11 protein-coding genes and 1 riboswitch are annotated in these 20,594 nt (G+C 52.1%); all 11 genes read right to left on the reverse strand.

The annotated features are described in order from the left end of the window. Positions 1-174: 174 nt before the first annotated feature. The 11 genes from ACFORK_RS26265 to ACFORK_RS26315 all read right to left on the reverse strand — a co-directional run bounded on the left by ACFORK_RS26265 (position 175) and on the right by ACFORK_RS26315 (position 20,591). Positions 175-1,884 carry a methyl-accepting chemotaxis protein gene (locus tag ACFORK_RS26265; RefSeq protein WP_379204726.1) on the reverse strand — a complete coding sequence of 570 codons (1,710 nt, stop codon included), beginning with the start codon at positions 1,882-1,884 and terminating at the stop codon, positions 175-177. A 145-nt stretch (positions 1,885-2,029) separates the two neighbouring features. Next, positions 2,030-2,719 carry an ECF transporter S component gene (locus ACFORK_RS26270; RefSeq protein WP_379204728.1) on the reverse strand — a complete coding sequence of 230 codons (690 nt, stop codon included), beginning with the start codon at positions 2,717-2,719 and terminating at the stop codon, positions 2,030-2,032. After that, on the reverse strand, positions 2,692-4,428 hold the full coding sequence (locus tag ACFORK_RS26275; protein ID WP_379204731.1) for an ABC transporter ATP-binding protein: 1,737 nt from the start codon (positions 4,426-4,428) through the stop codon (positions 2,692-2,694). The genes ACFORK_RS26270 and ACFORK_RS26275 overlap by 28 nt, the downstream gene beginning before the upstream one ends. After that, positions 4,344-5,288, reverse strand: coding sequence for an energy-coupling factor transporter transmembrane component T (locus ACFORK_RS26280; RefSeq protein WP_379204733.1), 945 nt, complete (start codon positions 5,286-5,288; stop codon positions 4,344-4,346). Before ACFORK_RS26280 ends, ACFORK_RS26275 begins: the two co-directional genes overlap by 85 nt. Beyond that, positions 5,285-6,454 (reverse strand): DUF4430 domain-containing protein, encoded by a 1,170-nt coding sequence (locus ACFORK_RS26285; RefSeq protein WP_379204735.1) that lies wholly within the window; start codon positions 6,452-6,454, stop codon positions 5,285-5,287. The genes ACFORK_RS26280 and ACFORK_RS26285 overlap by 4 nt, the downstream gene beginning before the upstream one ends. A gap of 183 nt (positions 6,455-6,637) precedes the next feature. Further along, on the reverse strand, positions 6,638-11,233 hold the full coding sequence (locus ACFORK_RS26290) for an S-layer homology domain-containing protein (RefSeq protein WP_379204737.1): 4,596 nt from the start codon (positions 11,231-11,233) through the stop codon (positions 6,638-6,640). 177 nt (positions 11,234-11,410) lie between these two features. Next, positions 11,411-11,609: riboswitch (cobalamin riboswitch) on the reverse strand. Between the two features lie 166 nt (positions 11,610-11,775). After that, entirely contained in the window at positions 11,776-14,823 is a 3,048-nt protein-coding gene (locus ACFORK_RS26295) for a GAP1-N2 domain-containing protein (protein WP_379204739.1), read from the reverse strand. Continuing rightward, positions 14,820-16,082, reverse strand: coding sequence for a TRAFAC clade GTPase domain-containing protein (locus tag ACFORK_RS26300; protein ID WP_379204741.1), 1,263 nt, complete (start codon positions 16,080-16,082; stop codon positions 14,820-14,822). The genes ACFORK_RS26295 and ACFORK_RS26300 overlap by 4 nt, the downstream gene beginning before the upstream one ends. 107 nt (positions 16,083-16,189) lie before the next feature. Further along, on the reverse strand, positions 16,190-16,825 hold the full coding sequence (locus ACFORK_RS26305; RefSeq protein WP_379204743.1) for a beta-mannanase: 636 nt from the start codon (positions 16,823-16,825) through the stop codon (positions 16,190-16,192). 24 nt (positions 16,826-16,849) lie between these two features. After that, entirely contained in the window at positions 16,850-18,124 is a 1,275-nt protein-coding gene (locus ACFORK_RS26310; RefSeq protein WP_379204745.1) for a vWA domain-containing protein, read from the reverse strand. A gap of 82 nt (positions 18,125-18,206) precedes the next feature. Beyond that, complete coding sequence (locus ACFORK_RS26315) at positions 18,207-20,591, reverse strand: transcription initiation factor TFIID (RefSeq protein WP_379204747.1); 2,385 nt, start codon at positions 20,589-20,591, stop codon at positions 18,207-18,209. Positions 20,592-20,594 lie beyond the last annotated feature (3 nt).

Here is a 20,594-nt window from a genome sequence, read left to right on the forward strand (position 1 = left end):
AGTTAAAAAGGAGTGTCTCACAAGTCATGAAAATGGCTTCTGGGACACTCCTTTTGTGTTGCACTAGACCTGAGATAAACGTAAAGCCGCGATCTCCCGTAGCGGAGATTCGCGGCTTTAGTATCTCTTGCACCTATTATATGAGCTTATATTGTACCACTTGCAGTTCGTGACTTATAACTTAAAGCTCGCTAGACTCTTCTGTAGATCCTCTGCTAATGTCGCCAGGTACTGGGCTGAGGCCGACATCTCTTCCATCGCTGACAACTGTTCCTGGCTGGCTGCGCTTGTCTCCTGAATGCCCCCAGCCCCTTTTTGCGAGATGGCATTCACCTGTTCCATAGATTCCGTTACGCCTTGGGACTCCCTGGAGATATGCCCAATGGAATCTCGAATCTCCTGCGTCTGCGAAGCAGCGTCTTTAATGGAACTTTGAATCTCATCAAAAGCCCCGGAGACCAGCTTACTCTGGCTTACACCGTGGGATACAATCAAGGACCCTTGCGCCATAGACTGTATTGCTAACTCCGTCTGTTGCTGAATGTGTGTAATAATATCCGTAATCTTCAGGGAACTGCTACCGGTTGCTTCCGACAACTTACGGATCTCTCCAGCAACTACTGCAAAGCCTCGGCCATGCTCGCCGGCTCTGGCTGCCTCGATAGAAGCATTAAGAGACAACAGGTTGGTCTGGCTACTAATTGCGTTGATCGTTGTAATAATGGTGCTGATTTCCTCGGATAGACGTCCCAGATTGCTAACGATCTCCTGACTCTGAGACACACTGGTATCAATCTGGTCCATCTGGTCAATGATTTCAGCTACTGCTTCCGCGCCGCGGTCTGTCGAGCCGGCAGCCACATTCATAAGTGAAGCCATCTCATCACTGCTGCGTTCTACCGCTGAAATATCCGCTGACATGGACTGCACAGATTGGGCGGTACGGTTAATGCTGCTAACCTGCTCATCAAAACCGATGGCAATCTCACCTGAAGTCTCAGCAATCATCCGTGAGGCATGAGCTGTCTGTGCAGCACTGGCACTCATCTCTTCAGAAGAAGCAGACAGCATCTCTGCACTCTCCGAAACGGATTGCATCATCTTCCTCAGGCTGCCCACCATACTATTGAAGGAACGGCTAATAATACCGATTTCATCTTTGGAATCATAGACGGCCATCGCTGTCAGATCGCCCTCTTCCGCTCGCTTCATTAACCCCTGTAGCTGTTTTAGCGGCACAGTGATCAAGCGAGTAATAATTATACTAAGTACAACGCTGATCAACATAATACTTGCAATAAGGATCCCATTCAACAGTTTAAAATTCTTTGCGTTTACTGCTGTAGAAGTTTTGTGAGCTTCGGCTTCTTTGAGCAGCAAATCTACCATATCATTCAGTACCGAAATAACCCTCTGCCGGGATTCACTGAACTCCGCTCCGTTGAATAAACGGTAAGCTTCGGCATTCAGGTTTTTGTCGCCGAGATGAAGAATATTCTCCCGCTGCGTCCGGTAGTCTGGGAGTATGGAAGAATACTCATTCATTTTAGCTGTGAATTCTTCATTCTTAAAAGATACACTCTTGAGCTCAGCGAAAAGCTCATTATTCGTTTTTATCGTAGCTTGGATACTGTCTGACAGCTCCTTGCTCTTCCCGTTTACTTCTGTAAGCATATTCTCCAGAAGATAGGAATCAATCGCCCGTGAATTCCCACGGATTTGGGTGACGATTGAGATCGGTATCAGATTCTCTTCATAGGTTTCTTTGGAGCGGTCTGCCATCCGATCCGTGGTAACAATCCCCAGAATACCTACAACAATCTGCATGGCAATGACCAGGATCATTAGCAGTGTCATTTTTTGTTTCACTTTCAAATTTCTCATTATCCCATCCCGCCTTCTTGGTGACTAACTAACTTATTTTATCGGCGAAAACCGTCAAATTTTTGATGTTACGTTTAAATAATTTGTCGAATTCAACTATTAGTTGTCGGTTGGTGTCTAAAGAAAAAAAGGAGGAACTAATCGTTCACTCCTTTTGCAATAATCCATATTTTTTGCGAAAACGCTCCAGCACTTTAATCCAGCCCCCGGCGAGCAGCGACAGGAAAATTACATTGGACACCGCATGGGCCAGGTCAAAGTAAAAGCTTGCGATATATGCTGTCACGACCAGCTTCCAGCTAAACGCATCCGGCAGACTGATCAAATACCAAATGTTCATAATCCAGCCGAACAGGAAGCCCCAGACAAAGCCGAAAATAAGCATCCCCGTCCTTTTACGCATCCACCAGGTTCCCCGCAGCCAACCTGCTGTCAGACCAATCATCCCCCAACAGAACATTTGCCAAGGTGTCCAAGGACCCTGCCCAAAGTAGATATTAGAGACCAGCGCCGCTACAGCACCGATAATAAACCCCGCTTCTGCACCGAAGACATAGGCAGAGAGAATCACGATGGCCGATACCGGTTTGACACTGGGCAACGCAGCAAAAGGAATGCGGCTGACCGCTGCTACCGCTGACAATACAGCGAGCAGCACCAGTTCCCGCGACTCAATCGGCCGACGTTCCAGGCCTGCAAACAGTGGAAACAACGCGGCCCCCAGCAGCACCAGACTTAACAGAATATAATGACTATCCTTGAGTGCGGCTGTCAGAGCCAGGGCAACAATGAATACGGCCAGGGCGATCAGGACCGGGAAACGAAAGCGGGCCATTGCCGGGTTACCTCCTCTACCGTTAAGGCTTGTGGCAGCCAGTCCCGTACCATACGGTTCACTGCCGTCGTATAGAAATAATTAGCGCTGAAAAAGCTCTCCGGCGGGCCTTCTGCTGTAATCCCGCCATCGAACAACAATGCGCAGCGGGTCGCATAGCTCGCCGCAAACTCCACATCATGGGTAACGACGATGATGCTCTTGCCCAGTTCGCGAAGGCGAAGCAGCAGATTCGCCAGCTTCTCTTTAGCCGCAGGATCAAGTCCCTTGGTTGGCTCATCCAGCAGCAGGATATCCGGTCGTAGCAGCATCACCATCGCCAGGGCCAGCTTCTGCTGCTGACCTCCGCTGAGATCATGGGGATGGCGATCCAGCAGCGCTCCAAGCTCAAAAATATCCAGTAGCCCATCGATTTCCCCCTGAGCTTCCGTAGCGCTTAGACCCCCGTATTCCGCCATCTGCCGAAGCTCCTCCCGCGCCGTATTCTGGCTAAAGTATAGCAGCGGGTTCTGGGCGAGATATCCCGTAGAACTGCCCTTGGCCAGCTCTATACGTCCCCGCTGCGGTTTGACCAGCCCATTCAGGAGATGAAGCAGTGTAGACTTGCCTGCACCGTTACCACCCAGCACAGCCAGCAGCTCTCCCCGGAAAAGACTCAAAGATAACTTCTTCAGCACCTCAGGTCCTTCCTTGTCATAGCGGAACGTAATCTCCCGGGCCTTCAGTATCCCTTCTGGTAAGACAGATTCTGCTGAAGGTCTACCTGATGGGATGGAAGATCGCTGGCTATCACCAGCCTCTAAGGCCGCTGCGTGATGCTCTACAGACGGACGGGCACTCCCTCCTTCACCATCTGTATGCCATTCTCTTTGCAGCCATTGCTTGCCCTCACGGACGGTCAGAGGGATGGAAGTGGCACTTTCCAAGGCTGCTTCAGCAGTCAAACCGAGATATATCCTTGTTGCAGCGGGAAGATAAGCCAGATCAGAAGGGGCAGCTGCTTCCCCACCAAGCTTCACGGCAATTTCGCGCGGAGTGCCTTCGGCCTTCAGCTTGCCATCCTCCAGCATCAGTACACGATCCGCCAGTGGAAGAACCTCTTCCAGACGATGCTCACTAATAATGACTGTCACAGACATCTCCTCGTTCAGCCGATGCAGCATTTGAATGAACTCACGGGCAGCAATCGGATCTAGCTGTGAAGTTGGCTCATCCAGCAGCAGCACCTTCGGCTGGAGAACCAGCACGGAGGCCAGATTCAACAACTGCTTCTGCCCACCGGAAAGCTCATGCACCGGCTTGTACAGCAGCGGCTCCAATCCGAACAGCCCGGCGATTTCCGCTAGTCTGCTGCGCATTACCGATAGCGGATAACCCAGGTTCTCCATAGAGAAGGCCAGTTCATGCCAGACCGTATCCATCACGATCTGGGCCTCCGGGTTCTGAAAGACCATGCCGATCTCGGCAGCGGCCACTTGAGGTGACCATTCTCCCAGCGGAAGCCCTCTATAACGCACACTGCCGCTGCCGGTCCCCACCGGAGTCAATTCCCGCTTCAAATGGCGCAGCAGCGTGGTTTTTCCACAGCCCGAGGGACCGCACAGCACGACGAATTCGCCCTCCTTTACCGTGAACGAGAGTTCATGAAGCGAGTCTTCGGCTTCATCGGGATAGCGGAAGGATAACCGGTCCGCTGTGATGATCTCCATATCCATTTCTCCTTTCCTTCCAGCCCTAACGGGATCAGTACAAACAGGCAAAAGCTTGCGTATACTGCCCTTTCCTGCCAAGTGAATTCCAGCGGCTTCAGCCGCGGATAAATCTGCATCGTACCATACCCTTGCAGCCAGCCCAGCAGTGGAATCAGGCCACTGACTGCTAGCAGCACCAGGACGATAATATCCTGCCGATCCATCTTATAGTTGGCGTAACTACTGCGTTTGCTTACCCCGTAGCCGCGAGCTTTCATGGAATCGGCTGTTTGCAGTGCTTCCTCCAGCGACCAAGTCAGAAGAACCTTCAGTAGTGTCATTCCGTCCTTCATTCTTTTGCGCAAACTGCCCTTACGTGTATCAATACCTCTTGTTCGCTGAATCGCAGTAATCTGGCGGAGCCGCCGTTGAAACAAAGGCACAAACCGGATCGACATCAGGGTCAGCAGGGCGCTTTTGGGAGCCACTGAAGAGAACAAATACATGAATTTGTCTGTTGTCACTGTGTAGTTATAAGACACAAACACAATGAGAATCGTCAGGAGCACCAGCATCATCATCAGTCCGTACAGAATCGCTTCCAGCGTAACTGGCTGGTCCATGAAATAGAACAGAATATGGGAACCTCTATGTGAGAAAAAAGGATTGAGTACAGCTACAGATCCTGCCATCAGCAGGTAAAAAGGCAGCCCGCGCAGCAGGGTCTTCCCCTGTCCTTGCAACAGCAATAGACCCAGCACACCAATCAGTTCTGTCATCAGATACACGGGATGAAACAAAAGCGCTGCGAATAGCACCAGCCCGGCATAATACACAATCGCTACAGTAGGGTGCATGGAGCGAAAGCCGCCACTCATGGGAATTTGGACCCCAGGTCCTTGCCCAGATCAAGTGTATATAACCATTCGATCACATCGCCAGGCTTCACATCATAGATTCCCGCACTTTTATCTGGGAACACTCCGTTCACCCGGTACATCCAGCCGCTCTCCGAGCCTCGATCAAATTCATACAGATTATCGATACCTTCCACATAGGCAAAACCTTTCGTCCCACGGTATTCCATCTGCACCTTGTTCTTCCGCGTAATCCGCTTCAACAGGTCCAGCACGGTATCGCCCTTCTCTACTTCCATAGCTACCGGGGATAAAATCGTACCTAGCTCCTTATCGCCCACAATAGAAATGGTGGCCGTAGCTGCTGCATTCGGCTTCTCCACCGGCGCTGTAGAAGCCGGTTTAGCAGTAGCCGACGGCTTGATCGTCGGCTTGGCTGTTGCCGCCGGCGCTGTGGCTACGGCGGTCGCTACAGGCTTCGCCGATGCCTTCGGCGAAGCTGTGGACCCCGCTGCCGGCGCTACGCTAGCAGCGGGCTTGGTTGGAGCCGCCGTGGCCTTACCCGGCGGCGAGGTTACGGGCGCTGCTGCTGCAAGCGCAGCGCCTTGCTCTGACGGCGCCGCAGCCGCAGGGGCCGGCGACGCTTTGCCGGCAGCCTGCGCAGCTGCGGCTGCCGGCGGCGGGGTCTGCTGCGGGCCATTGGCCGCAGCAGCGTGGTCTTCGCCGGCGACTGCGGAGCCGGCGGCCTCACCTGCGGCAGCGCTGCCTGGAGCGCCGCCAGTATTCACAGCCTTACCGGTACTACTGCCGTCTGCACCATCCGGGTTCACGGCCTTACCGGTGCTACTGCCGTCTGCGCCATCCGCATTTACGGCCTTACCAGTGCTGCTGCCGTCAGCACCCCCAGCTTTCGCGACGTTACCGGCACTGCCGCTATCAGCACCGTCTTCATTTGCGGCGTCGCTACCAGCGTTGCTACTATCAGCGCCACTATCGTTAGCACTGCCACTCTCATTGGTGTTACCGCTCTTGGCAGCTTCACTATTCTTGTTATCCTTGTCATTTACATGTGAGACTTGATTGGACCCCGGGACTTGCTGATTCCCGGATGAGCATCCGGCCACCAGCAGCACTGCGGTCAACAGCGCAGCCACAAAAGCCAGCCAGCGCTTGGAAGGGTTGGACATGAACCTAAGCACCTCCATAGAATAACGCGGGTTCGCCGCTGTTACAGAACGGCACCCGCTACTTGTAGTGATATACAGAATTTGAATAGAAAAGGGAAAAGAACGAGGGCACTAACTTCTCCCCCGTTCCATCATTTTCACTATATGATCCAAAATACTTTTTCAGACACTACCCGAAAGATCCTAAGGCAGTCTTACCGCAACCACCGCCGCCATTTCTCTGGTTACTGGTGCGGATGGGTCAAACGATCCATTGAAGCCAGTCATGTAGCCCAATTCAGACACAGACTGCACAGATCCCAATGCATACATGCTGATCTTCACTTCGTCTTTGAAGCTTGGCTTATTCGCCGAAGCATCAAGCTTGTAAGCTCTGGCAATCATCACAGCCATGTCCTGACGGGTAATCGTGCCGTTCGGATTGAACGTCGTCTTGCTGACGCCATCAATGATGCCAAGCTCTTTCGCCTTGATGACATCCCCGTAGTACCATGCCCCCGGTTTCACATCGCTGAATACCGAAGCTGAAGATGCATCAGCAGGCTGATTACCTGTCAATCGCAGCAATAATGCCGCAAACTGTGCTCGTGTAATGTTTGCTTTTGGCGCAAATACAAGACTGTCAGCACTTACTCCCTGCATCAGCTTGTTGTCAAACGCGGTATGCACCGATTTCAGAGCCCAGGCTGAGATTTGCCCTTCATCGGCAAAGGTCACGCTTGGAACCGGAGTCGTAGTCACCGGTGTAGCTGAGAAGCTATACAACTTGTCTTTTTCATTCAAGAAACGGTCGTAGGCTGCAAGCGCCAGTAGCGCTTGTTCCGTTGCAATGCTATTACTGTTCTTGTCACTCAAAGCATGTGCATAACCGCCATCAGCTTGTCTGAATGTCGCCAGATTGCTCAGCAGACCGCCTTTAGCCTTCACAAAACGCGGATCGTTAAGGCCTGTGCCCACAGCCGTCAGAGCAATTATTACCTGCGACACACTTTCGCTGTTCTCATCGCCGTACGACTTGTAACCGCCGTTCTCCAACTGCTGAGAGGAAAGCCAGCCGAGTGCTTTGTCGATAGCCGCTTTAACGAGCGCTTGCTCCTTGTAATTAGATAGAGCTGTTACGGTCATGGCAGTAATATCAATGTCAGCAGCACCGCCAACTGACAACGGGAAGCCGCCTTCTTTCGTTTGCTGCTTCAGAAGCCAATCCACTAGACGTTCACGTGTCCACTGCGCATTTACAGGTACATTGTAAGCGCCGCTGTCCAGTGCAGTCAGGGCGAAAATCACGCCGTTGCTGCCTTGAGCCGTCATGTTAGCATTGTTGTAAATTTTCTCAATCAAATTATAACCGCTGATGCTTTGCGGATCACTGCCCAGAGCCGCTGCAGCCAACGCAATTCGTTCATAATCGGTCACTTTGCGGAACTCGCCTTTAGCCTCAGCCAGTTGAGCTTTCAGGCCGCTCAGGTATGAAGCTGGCACTGTGTTGCCAGAGCGTACCAAACCGATGGCTTGCCAATCACTGATTGCTTCTGCGGATGTAATGTATTTTACAGCCCCGGCAATATCTTTCTTAATCTGATCTTGCTGTGGCTCCCATAGACTGCGGTCAATGACTGCATAGTCGGTAAAGTGACTAACTTTTCCTGTAACAATGCCAGTCTTCGCATCTACCGTAGTCGGAACTGGAATCCATTCATTAGTAGTCTTGTTCAGCCAAGCCATAGTCAAGTTATCTAGATGGTCCGTAGTAACAGGTACTCTAATGGCCAGATCCACCGGCTTCGCGAACTTCGTGCCATCCGGAGTAAATTCATACAGTCCGGATACCAGTTCGGAACGACTGGATGAGAGTTCTTTTACATTAATCGTAACACCACTGGACACTGCGCCAGCCGGAATGCTTAACTGCACTTCTCCGGCATTATCCTTCAATGTCGCTGCTGCTCCGGCTGGAATCGCCTGTGACAAGGACACTGTATTAGCCGCCAAAGTCTGCTTTAGTTCCGCTGCCTGGGCAGCCGTCATTTTTTCATTGGCATTGCTTACGGTTGTAGTCTGTCCTACCTTGTTGAGCGGCAGAGCATTATCCGGGCTGATGACAACCGCAGTGCCCGTTCCTGGAGTACCGGTGGTTGGCCCCTTCGGATCGTTCTCAAAGGATGGCTCACCCAAATCGACTCCAAGATTTGTTGTATAGCGCCAGGCAACCGTATCCCCATCTGCAAGCGTAGTATAGGCACCTGCACTGTAGTTCGGGAATACTCCATTGACCGAGTACATCCAACCGCTTTTCTCACCACGGTCGAACTCTGCCAAGCCATCAATTGATCTGACATATAAACTCATGCCGGAACCGGTAGCAACCACCTTACCTCCCAACTGACGAACCAGTAAGCTATAAGGCGTATCACCCGGGTTCAAATTGACTGTTGTGCTCGGAACAATTGTACCGCGAATGGCATCGCCTTCCACCAAGAAGGTGACCTGCGATTTTGCAGGTGTAGGCGTTGGTGTTGAAGTACCGTTATCCTTAGCAACGGATATTGGGCTTACCGTTCTAACCACTGTTGGAGCAGCATTTTTTTGGTAGCCCGTAACTTCAATTTCATAGTCACCGGCAGTCTTACCGGAAACAAAGGTCGCTTTGCCATCATTATTGGTGGTTACTGTTTCACCTTTAATCGTAACCTGAACACCCTCAGCCGGCAGGATCAGACTGCCTCCCGTGTTCCAATCATCGACAATCTTCTTTACCAGAATAGTAAATGGCTGTCCGGAAACAGGCTGCTTTGGCTCCGCCTGGATGGAATCAATAAAGGAAGTGACTCCGAAATCACCATAATAGAATAATATCTGTTCCCCACTCTGAAGTAAGTAATCCGCTGCCCCAACATTCGGAAGGGTCCAGCCTCCATCTTTCTTCACAGCATAGAACCAGCCATCCCAGCCACCGTATTGTCCCGCTTCTATTTCTTTAATCGCAGAGACATACTCTCCCATGGGACTGTTCGTAACGTCCAGAGAGAGATTACTGGTTTGCGCCAGTTTTCTCAAAGCCTGAAGCGGACTCGTTGCATCTACCGTGCCAGAAGCCAAAGGACCTTCCGGACCTTCAATAGCTATAGAAGAATGAGCTTGTGCTGCTACGCTAAACTGTGATTGAACTGGTAACACACTTGGTGCTGCACCTTGACGGTAACCTGTAAGCTCCACATCATAAGTGCCTGCAGGCAGGCCAACAAAACTGGCTTTCCCCTCACTATCTGTTGTAACCGCATGATCCCCAATAGCTACCTTTACCCCTGGGGCAGGCTTGCTAACAGTCTTGGACGGTGTCGTGTTCCAATCTACCGCATCATTATAGACCTGAACCGTAAAGCCTTCTCCTGGAGCAGGGATGGCCGGCAATACGTTTACATGATTATTCAGACTTGTATCAGCATCGCCGTAGAAAAATAGAACTTGTTGGCCTGCATTAAGAGCATAATCAGCAGCATCTACATCCGACACTCTCCAGTGCCCGTCTTGTTGGAAAGCATATTTCCAGCCGTCAGAGGCACCGTACTGCTGCTGCGAAATTCCGTTAATGCCATTAAGTTTGCCGTTTTGTATATCCAGCGGTATATTATTAGCCTTAGTGACCTCTACCAAAGCCTTAAACGCCGTTGGCGCTTCCACAGCCCCGCTAGTGATCCTTCCTTCAGGGCCTTCAATTGTAATTGAAGCCTGAACGGCCGGTTTTTGTGAAGCCGGTTGCTTTAAGTTATAGAACTTATCTCCTTTAAGGAACAGTTGATAGGAGATTAGTGCTTGCAGTGCCTGTTCAGTTGCAATGCTATCAGATGTTCCTGACATAGCATGACGGAAGCCGCCATCAGTAGATTGGTAAGCTAACAGGTTGGTGATAAGGTTGTGTTGGCCCTTGGTGAACTCTGGTCCTGTCGGGTCAATACCAGCAGTAGTCAAGCCAAGAATAGCCTGTGAGTTAGCCTCACTACTCACGCCCCAACGGCTGTCATAGCCGCCGTCCTTGTTCTGATTCTTGGACAGCCAATCAACGGCACGCTGGCCTGCAGACTCGACTTCAGGAAAGCCGTTGTAAGTGTAGAGAGACTGTAAAGCCATCCCCGTTATATCTGCATTGGAACCAAAAGCCGAGAAGACACCTGACGGATCTTGTTTCGAGATGAGATTATTCGCAATCCGCTCTTTGCTCCAGACTGCATCATCAGGCACATTATATTGTCCGGCTGTAATAGCTAGCAATGCATATATAGGGCCATTTATGCCTTGTGCCGCTACGTCCTTGCTATTATAAATCGGCTCAAGAAGATTATAGCCGCCGAAGTTGGTTGCATCACGACCGATTGCCGTAACAGCCAGAGCCAACCGGGCATACGTGGTTACATACGGAGGAGAAGAAGCAGTCATCGTACTCTTCACGCTCTTCTCAAGTCCGGTAATATAACTATCCGGTATCTTAATTCCAAGCCGCCCGTAGCTCATCGCAATCCAGTCAGAAGTATATCCTTTATTCTGTACATACTTTATAGCGTCTGTAATTGCCTGTTGAACATCTACCGGTTCTTGTGCAGCCGCAGCAAACGCCGCTGCGCCGTAGGTAGCATCTGTTACGCTAGTTTCTGTAACTCCTTGTCCAGTAAGGCTTTGCTGTGCTTCGGCGAAGGCTTGTCCTGCCGGCACCAGCGAAGAGCCAAGAATGGAGATGACCAGCAGTAGTGCCAGTCCAAGCGCAAGCGCTCGGGATGATAACATTCTTTTCATCATGAACCTCTTTTCCTTATAATTTGGTTTATTCTGGTAAAAAAATAAAACCACCCTATTATGAAGGGTGGTCAGAACAAACTTAGCTTGAGGGCAGACGTACGGGAATTTCTTTCCCGGAGTACAATCCATCTGCAACTGGTTCCCGACCTCACCCCCCGAAGGCATGGGAACACTTTGAACAAGGCAGGTCTCCTGGCTCATGCCTCATCGCTTCTTTCCGCCTTCCCGACTCCTTTATAGGAACAGTGGCATTTGAAAAGTCGCTCCGCATCTACAGTGGCGGGACCGCGCCGGATTTTGAACCGGTCTTCCCTTTTAAGCAAACTCAGATATCTGAGTCTGCACCTTCTTCATTAAATATACTACTATTAAATTTTAATATTCCTAATAATAGCTATAATCCCCCGGTATGTCCATAGAAAAACTGCCAGAATCGGTATTGTTCCATATTGACAGCGAAAAAAACTCCTGAATGCTGTATAGCCATAACTTGTCCAAGTCATAACTCAGCAGCTGTTCAGGAGTAGCAACTATTTTTTCGTTTTTGGTTTTGTTGTAGCCGTCGGCTCAGGGCTTGGGTCGTCCTTCACCGAAGACTCATCAGAGGTTGGTGCAAGAGCCTTGTCGGACAATTTCAGCTTATAGTCCCCAGCCTCAATGGTGTCGCCCGGTACCAGCGCAGCCCCAGGCTCCAGCGCAAGGGTTACCTGATATTGGCCCTCTTTCGGAACTACTTGTCCACTTTCTGGCGTAAGCGAAGGTGAAGCGGCAGGATCAATTGTTGAAGAAGACTGCTCTTGCTGATTCGCAGCATGATTAGCTTGATCAGACACTGCATCCTTGGCATTAGCAGATGAATGCGGAGAATTATCCGTTCCCGTTCCATCTGCATTTCCAGTTGCATGGTCAGCAGCAGAATTTTCTTGCCCGGAGGAAGACTCTAAATCCGATGAAGGCAATGAACACGTACTAGTCGTAGCTGTTACTTTATACGTACTCTTGGTGTCATCGGTATTGAGCAGACTAATCTCAGCCGGCTTGAAGCTTTCGCAATCAGCAGCAGTAGGGAAAATAAACTGCAGCTTGCTACCCTCCTCCTGCTCTCCGTCAGGTGCCAGCAGATAGGCCATGACCGGCCGCTGGTCGGTACCAGCAGTTTGGGCCGGACTTGGCTGCGGACTAATCTCCGGTAGGGTACTATCCTTCCCGTCCGGTCTCAGCATGCTAACAGCTATAATTGCAATTATCAGGACAATTCCAATCGCGAGCCCCGAGATCAGGATTTGAAATCGGCTGCGGCTGACCCACCGCGCCAGCGGTGAAGCCAATTGGGAGCGGGCTTCATTATATACATTTTGCAGAGCAGGATGTGCAGCTGCAAGATAGGATTTGCGGAATTCGCGATTCTTGAATGCTTCTCGGTCATTACTGAGGAAATATTTCAGAATCGCTCGGCGGTACCCCGGCTGCAGCTTCTTGTTCGAGATTACAAACAATGGATTGCCTTGTGTCCAAGCCAGGAAGCGGTAGACGGTCTCTTTATCCGAACCTGCTTTCTGGTTAACCAGCTCCAGCAGCGCTTCGTAATCCAGCGGTCCCCCCTCACGGCGACTGCTATAGTAAAAGCCCAGCGGCAGCCGTTCGAAAGGTTCAACGGACCTCGCCTCCTTCAGCCAGCGCCGTCCAAGGAGCTGCACATCATCTAGCTCCTTTGGAGTCAGTTCCGCGAAGATTCCTTCATCCGGCTTCTCTTCCCCGAACCAGCGGTAAGCGGCCCGCAGTGCATTCTGCTTCTGCTTGCTGATTTGATCCAGCGGCGGATACCATTTAGCAGCACCCTTCGGATAACGCAGGAAGGCAATATCCAGTAGCTGTTCCTTTGTTAGTTCCGCCAGGGACAAACGGTTCAGCAGAAAACGGTCAGCGGCTGCAGCCAGTCCGCGCAGAAGTTCAAGCGCCTCAGGCTGGATACCACCGCTGCGCCGCCGTTCCTTCTCGGCTTTCTCCACACGCTCATGGATCCCGGCCGCAGCGGCAACAGGATCGGCTTCACGCTGAAGCTTTTCCAGCAAATAATCCTTGGTTTTGTCCTCAATAAAGGCCTGCTGAAGCACCTCGGGCAGCGTACGCCCCCAATAGAGGACAAAACCGGCAATATCCGCTGCCGATGTGGCGGCAGCCAGACGATTCTCCAAATACGGCTCCAGAAGCTTCCGGCGAAAGATCGGCTGGGCCAGCACTTTTTTGAAAAAGGCCGCACTCAGCTCTTCTTCACTCTCGATAATGGTATACGCTGCCTTCAGGTCGTCCTCGCGCCCTTGGTTGCTGTTATTCAGCATCCCGTTAATGAAATAATCGACGATACGGTCCCTGTAATTATGTCCCGGCAGCACATAGTAAGCCTTGAAGCTCTCCATTACCGCAGGTATCAGTGGCCCCCCTTGCCTGATCAGATCATATTCACGGTCAAATCGCTCTAGAAAAATATCATTCAACCGGACTCGCGACTGTAGCGCGCCATCCCCTTTGAGATAATCAAGCAATCCACCGAGAACGGCATATTTGTTCTGTTCATATAAGCTTTCATTGCCTTGTTCAATCTCGTAAAATACAGCCAATTCGTTATATAGCCCCAGCGATAGCTTGCGATCCAAGCTTTCCCCGTCCAACATCCGGTCGGCAAATTGACCAAAGTCATTCATGCTACTGCCGCTGCTCGTCACCTTCCAGGCCAGATCAGCATATGGCTGCCGTGAATCCCCGAAATCGACATTACTGCTGCGCCCGGAGACGAGGTCGAACGTAAAATCCTTCTCCACAGTGCGGTCGCCGGGGCGAAGTGAACCTTTCTCTACAAAGGTCAAATGAATATATTTGCGGCTCTTTGGCTCATTGGCGTACGTAATGACACCCAGTCTGCGACGGAACTCATTGGGTAGTGCGCCAAAAATAACCTCTGTTAGCTCTGCTGCCCGCTTCGACAGCTCTCCAATCGGTACATCCAGCGACACATAGATCTTCTTCTTGCCGGCCACGGAAGTCATCACCGCCTGCAGCAGTGCCTTGAACAAGCCCTCCCCAATGTTCAGAGAAGATAGCACTGTCACAGGGTCGACCTGTGTTCTCCCCGCCACCAGAATAGAAGGCAGCTCTGGCAAAATGCCACCCAGCTCACCTGTGTAACTCTCCGCAAAATCCGCATGCAGCCAATCCCCATAACGCTCTACAATCTCTTCTGCACGAGCAGCCGGAACAACAAAGTTATGGGCGAAAAAAGCACTCCGCTGCCCCGTGAAATCTGCCGACTGATAGCGGCTGTTGCCGATGACGGTCTCCCCGTTCTCCGTATGGAACAGGTGTAGGGCCGAGGGGTAGGCTGATTCGTCCTTCTCCCCGCGCGCCGTAAGTTCCGCCGGAGCATCATAGAGGCAGAAGGGATGAAGGATTTTTTTGATAAAACCGCCGTCCAGCCCTTCCGACTTTGCTACCGTATCGAACCCTTCTGTGGAGCGAAAAATCCCGCGCCGCTCCCGGGTGTACATCTGCTGAGTGATCATCGCCCCTGAATGATTCTTCACGGGCCGTCGCTCCCCTCGATGTATTTCAGCTTGTGAAGCAGCCAGATGAACGGCTCGTCCACCCGAATCGGGCTGACAACTCCTTCAATCTTCTGATTCACAGGATTGCTGCCGAGTGCGGATACGGCAAAATAAGCAGTGTTGGAGAAATACACATCCATCGTATCCTTGAACGGGCGGTCCACCTTGCCGATAAACCGGCGAATTTCCCCGTCAATGTTGTGAAATTCGTCCAGATTTAACGTTTTACGATGCACATAGTTATTGAAAACGTTGCTGTTGGACTTGATGTAATCGCCGTCTTCATCTTTTAACGAATGCAGCATGTCGCTCTTCGCAAGAACGATTGCGGTAGGAATGTCCGTCTTGCTCTTCTCCTGATAAGCAATAAAATCACCGAACATGGTCAGCACAACGTCGCGCGGCTCATCATATTGCGAGACCCATTCCCCCGGACGATCGCCCAGGTTGATGCGAATCTTCTCACGCACCGAACGGATTTGTAGCGGATCGACCATAAACAGGATACCCGCAGAGTTCTTGATATGCTGTCCGTGCAGCCCCAGATAATCCTGATCGACCATACCTTCACCCGCAACATCGAAGAAGACCAGCGTCAGCGGTGGTTTGCTTTCATCCTTGAAGACAAATTGGAAGATGAATGGCTCCTGCATCTTTTCCTTCTGTGTCGAAGCCAGCAGATCCCCGCGTTCAAACAGCGGCTCTTCATAGAGCGTGCGGAACTTGCGGCTAATCTCGGCATTCAGCGGCATGCAGGCAGCATCAAAATGCCCGGCCGTGGTGTGCTGGAGCGTATGAATCAACGCCGTCATGTACACTGACTTCCCTACTTGGGAAGCACCGATAATAGAGATAATATTGCTTGGTACCTTGCCTGCTGTGACCGGAAGCTCGTTATGGCAGGATGGGCATAACCGTCTACGTGTAAGCACCCCATAGCGGTCCGTCAGACCAGTGAGCACATTGTCTGTGTAATGATGATATTCCTCAGGGATATCGGCTGGACGAATAATAGCCTCAATGTCATCCACAGTATCCAGCCCGAAGCGTTCACGGTATTTATTGAGCGCATCATCCTCGCCAAGAGCGTAATTCTCATCGTCCTCCCGGCTATGCATAGCCCGAAAGACCACGTCCTCCGGCGCAAATTTGGTAAAGCAGAAGGGACATACGATATCGTAATAGAGCGGTCGCGGCTGCGACTGATTCTTTTTCATAAAGCGGCTAAAAAAAGACATCTTTCATCCTCCTTAAAGCTTTACGCAGTAAAGCCCGTTTCGTTCACACTGGCCAGCCTGGACTGCGTGAAGTATTGCAAATCACCTTGCTCCTGGTGCAAAGCGCCTTACTCCGGTACCAGTTCATAGACAAGCCCATACTTCCGTCCATCTGTGAAAAAGATACGTACAAAATCATCCTTGCCGATCTCAATCGGCGGAAGCTGGTTACGTCCGGCGGCAAAGTCCTGTACGAACGGAAAGCGAATGCCATCGTCTTTGCCCGCAGGATGACCGCCACGTTTCTTAACATAACACAGCACATCTCTTGCTACCGGGACCTCTGCCGTAATGGACATATGTACGGTCTTTTGCTTGGCGAACAATCCTTTTTTCTGAACAATAGAGTAATAGATCCGTGCCTTGCCCGCACTGACAAGCACGCGGTTGGCGTCGTCCCTCTGCTGTACCAGCACGGTCTCACCGTTCTCCGTATGACGAGCATAGACGGTGTAAGCGACCAGCCCGATATCATCAAGCCGGTCACGATAACCGTTATTAGATTTGTATTCTTCACGTGTATAGAGCTTCATTCCGCCGGGCGGAATGTCTCCGGCCACAGGCTTATCCGCAGGGCCTTTATGAATGCATACGGCCTGCACACCATCCGGCCAGCGCCATCTCAGCGTGCAGAACCGATCCTCCACCTGTGTTGTGATCTCAGTGATCAGGGGTGTGGATGAATCTGCTTCAGCATACCTCATGACAATAGCTCCTTTCCACTTCTCCTAGAATCCCTTGCTTCCCCGATTTCTGCGTGGCCGCTCAAAGCTGTCCGATGTCGTAACCGCGGCAGGCGATCTCGTGCCTCTCCGGGTCAATCGGCCTTCGCCAACCGGAATGACTCCGGTGAACACCCCAATGATTGCAGCCAGAACCAAAACAGCCAGCAGGCGGATGAGCGCATCACTGAAGGTGTGGCCGCTAAGACCGTATTCCAGAATCAAACCTGCCAGCAGACCAGATGCGGCGCCGCCGATCCCGAAGCTCTTGGCCAGATGGCGGTTGTCGAAGACAATGCCCAGTCCCAAGCCCAGTGCAGTCCCGATAAGAAGCAACGACAAGATCCGGACCGCCGCATAATAAGGACTGTTCTCTGTAGCGTCGCTACGCTCCGTCAGAAGCGTCCGGTCGCCGAGGCGATCATAGATTTGCTGAAACACATCGCCAAGACGTCCCGCATCGGTCACATCATAATACTGGCCCCCGGTCACGCGGGCAATCTCCTGTAGCAACGCGGGACCAGACGGGTCCTCTATGCCCAGCCCAATCGTATTGACCGCAATGCCCCGGTCCACAAAGTCCTGTAACTCCCGAGCCGTATCCATCTGGCTGAAGCCGTCTGACAGTAGAATGACCATAGAGCCGCGATCGCTTCTGCTGTCGCTCTTAATGACGTTCAGCGCCTCGTTCAGCGCACTGCTGATATTCGTGCCGCCTTCTGTTGTCTTGAGGTTCAGGATGGCCGCTGACACCTTCTCACGGTTCTCCGAATTCGACAGCGGTGTAAGCGGCTGAGCGACCGTCACTTCTTGGTTGAAGGTCAGCACGGCCACCTGATTATCCTTATCCATCCGCATGACAAGGCTCTGGGCAGCCGAATAACGGCGATTGTCGGGATCGCTTTGGTTCATACTGCCGGAATCGTCGATGACCATGACGACATCTTTAATCGGTCTGATGCCGCCAAAGTTCAGTTCATACACGAACTCTGACACTGCACCGACGCCAAAGGCCAGCACCAGTGTCAGGGGCAGCAGCTTCCAGGATAATCCCAAGTAACGCTGCTTCCAAGAAGCGCCGTTCAGCCTTGGCGAGATGATCTCGGCGATCAGGCAGCCTACCCCGATTCCCAACGCTACGACCGCGAAGTAAATGCCGACAAGCAAGATGGATGGCAGGTCTGTGAGCCAGCGACCCAGCAGCCATTCTCCGATCAGAAAAGCTACGGCCCCCCCGATCAATGCGAAGAAGAGCAGGAGCATATTAATTTTACGCTGCATGTTCATTCATCCTTTCCGGTGGAACATAAGTGAAACCTAGTTTGAAGCTGTTCTTCTCTCTTCCTTACTAACGCATGCATCTTTAACGCAGCTCGGGAAGACGTTCCTCTTCGATGGCATGCAGCTTGTAACCGTTCTGGACGTAAGTCTCGTAATACACTCGGCCATTCCGGTAATATAGCAGATCCTCCAGATGAAAGCCGCCCATAAGATTGAGCTTCTCTACCCCGCTCCTGCGCTGCTCATGCACAAAGCCCAACCGGTAGATCCGGGTCGTCTCATCCACACCGTAGACATAGCGCAGGAATTCGGAGGTGCTGTCACCGAAGAAATATTTCTCCTCATGCCGATGCTCCTGCGTATACTCGAACAGCCGCACATTGACAACAGCCCCTTCTTCCAGGCTGCGGTAGAGCCGCTTGAACAGCTCTTCCTTAGACAACACCTGCGTGTTGTCGTAAGCGACAGCCACATTGGCCCGCCGGAGCAGCTCCTCTTCGAAAGAAAGTGCGAAGGCTTCAGCCGCCAGCAGCTCCCGCCGACAGAGCTCGATCATGCGTTCCACAACCGCCTCCTGACCTTGATCCAATAGCTGCGACAGACTGCCTAGATACCGTTCACTGAAGAAGACGCCGGGACCACGCCGGGTCTCAATCTCCTTCATCACCTCTTCGGTAACTACACCATAATACTCCATGATGTTCTGCCCGATATCGTCGCGGGTCCGCTGGATGCTCTCCTGGGCAATTCCACGTAGCTCTTCCTCGAGCGTCTCCATAATTTTTACGCGGGCGATGCTCTCCGCATGAATCCGTTCCAGCGCAGCTTCCAAGCGCTGACATAGGCCCAGTTCGGTTTCAAGCTGTAGCAATTCATATTTCTTGCCGTAGACGGCTGTAAAAAGATACTGGATAAAGTTGCGTACCGTACGCTTATCGAATAGCGGCACACGCTGGAAAGGCTGACGCTCCACAGTGTCACTATAGAGCTGCTCAAGCTCAGCCTTGGCGCTGCCCAGCACGGACCGGAGGCCGGTCATATGCTGACGTAGTCCGTATAGCAGGCTGCCGGCATTGTCACGGTCGGCCGTCCACTCTGCCAGCTGATAGAAGGTCACCGCTGGAACGGCCCCTTCCTGCGCAGCCAGGAGCGGCCGCCATTCCCGCAGCGGCTCTATCGATTCCAGCCGTCCTGTTGCAGCGGCAGTGAAATTGCTGCGGAAATAGTCGCTACCGCCGCTGCCGAACAACAGATCCTCTGCCTCCCGCAGCGACAGATGTTTCAATTCGTTGTAGGAGGGACGACCGTGACTCATCAGTCCAGTCATCTCCTGCAGCCCTGCTTCATCCGGCAGAAGCAGCAGGGAGCGCTCCCGCAGGGTATCAGCGCCAAGTCCGAACAGGGCCTGCCGCTCACGAACACCAGGTGCACTGCCTTCACGCATGTTCACCGCCAGCCGCCGGAAGCCATGGTACAGAACCGCCAGGGCAATCTGCATATTGGGTCTTCTTACGCCGGCGAAGCCTGCGGTAGCATAGCCCTGCCGACCGGAACTGCCCCGAATGCCGCTTTTAAACGTCATATTGTTATAGCCGCCATGTCCGCTGGCCTCATCGGAGGTAGGCCGAACCCGGTTCTTCAGCAGGCTGATGTGGGAGATGATCTCGTAATTGTCCTGCATGCCGCCTGTAGGCATCATGCCTCGCTCATTCTTGTCGGATAGCAGATAGACCAGATCAAACAGTTGGGAAGGACCATGGCTCACCGGAATGGACAGCCCGTCTTCAGTCACAAGCAGCGGTGCACGGAACGTGTAGTCTGGTAACTGCATTCCTTCCAGCTCACGCATAAAGGCTAGCCCGACCGAGCTGGAATACCCGAAGTTATCACCCTGCTCACGTTCGTTGATCAGAGCGTACAGGTCTGTCTGCACCGATTTGAACGATTGGCCCAGCACAGCGCGGGCCAGCAGCGTAATTTCCGGCAAGAACACATTAAGCGGGTCATCGACCCGCGTAATGATAGAAAGATGGATGACGTCAAAGGAAGAATACAGCCGACCGTAATCCGCTATGCTGTTACTGATCCGCCGCAAGGATCGGTTCATCTCCGCCAAATAGCGGCTATCCTCCTGAAAGGAGCGATAAATATCCGCCCGGACGGTGCGTGGATCATGTCCTGCCGCAGAGGGCAGGGCCAAGGGCATAACCCGTGCGCTCCCACTGGCTCCGTACCCCACCGGACTTCCCCCTTCCGGCAGGGCGTGCATAGCCATAACGCCTCCGGCGTTATCCCATTTGCGTTCACAGCTGTCCAGCACCGGAGCGATGGCTGGGGCAATCTTGTCACCTACAAACAAAAACAGAGCGGGGTAATGGATACTGCTGCGCCCATCCCCCTTGCTGCGCAGCGCTTCCTCCTGCTGCGCATATTGTTCTCCATAAGATAATGCTAATGATTTAATCATAGG

It is taken from the genome of Paenibacillus sp. GCM10012306, from assembly GCF_042649265.1.
Lineage (GTDB): Bacteria > Bacillota > Bacilli > Paenibacillales > Paenibacillaceae > Paenibacillus_AQ.

What these genes read in the sequence shown, in the direction of transcription:
- ACFORK_RS26270 (WP_379204728.1), bottom strand. Translation starts at nt 2,719, where the DNA reads ATGGCCCGCTTTCGTTTCCCGGTCCTGATCGCCCTGGCCGTATTCATT.
- ACFORK_RS26305 (WP_379204743.1), bottom strand. Translation starts at nt 16,825, where the DNA reads ATGAGGTATGCTGAAGCAGATTCATCCACACCCCTGATCACTGAGATC.
- ACFORK_RS26300 (WP_379204741.1), bottom strand. Translation starts at nt 16,082, where the DNA reads ATGTCTTTTTTTAGCCGCTTTATGAAAAAGAATCAGTCGCAGCCGCGA.
- ACFORK_RS26290 (WP_379204737.1), bottom strand. Translation starts at nt 11,233, where the DNA reads ATGTTATCATCCCGAGCGCTTGCGCTTGGACTGGCACTACTGCTGGTC.
- ACFORK_RS26275 (WP_379204731.1), bottom strand. Translation starts at nt 4,428, where the DNA reads ATGGAGATCATCACAGCGGACCGGTTATCCTTCCGCTATCCCGATGAA.
- ACFORK_RS26310 (WP_379204745.1), bottom strand. Translation starts at nt 18,124, where the DNA reads ATGCAGCGTAAAATTAATATGCTCCTGCTCTTCTTCGCATTGATCGGG.
- ACFORK_RS26265 (WP_379204726.1), bottom strand. Translation starts at nt 1,884, where the DNA reads ATGAGAAATTTGAAAGTGAAACAAAAAATGACACTGCTAATGATCCTG.
- ACFORK_RS26315 (WP_379204747.1), bottom strand. Translation starts at nt 20,591, where the DNA reads ATGATTAAATCATTAGCATTATCTTATGGAGAACAATATGCGCAGCAG.
- ACFORK_RS26280 (WP_379204733.1), bottom strand. Translation starts at nt 5,288, where the DNA reads ATGAGTGGCGGCTTTCGCTCCATGCACCCTACTGTAGCGATTGTGTAT.
- ACFORK_RS26285 (WP_379204735.1), bottom strand. Translation starts at nt 6,454, where the DNA reads ATGTCCAACCCTTCCAAGCGCTGGCTGGCTTTTGTGGCTGCGCTGTTG.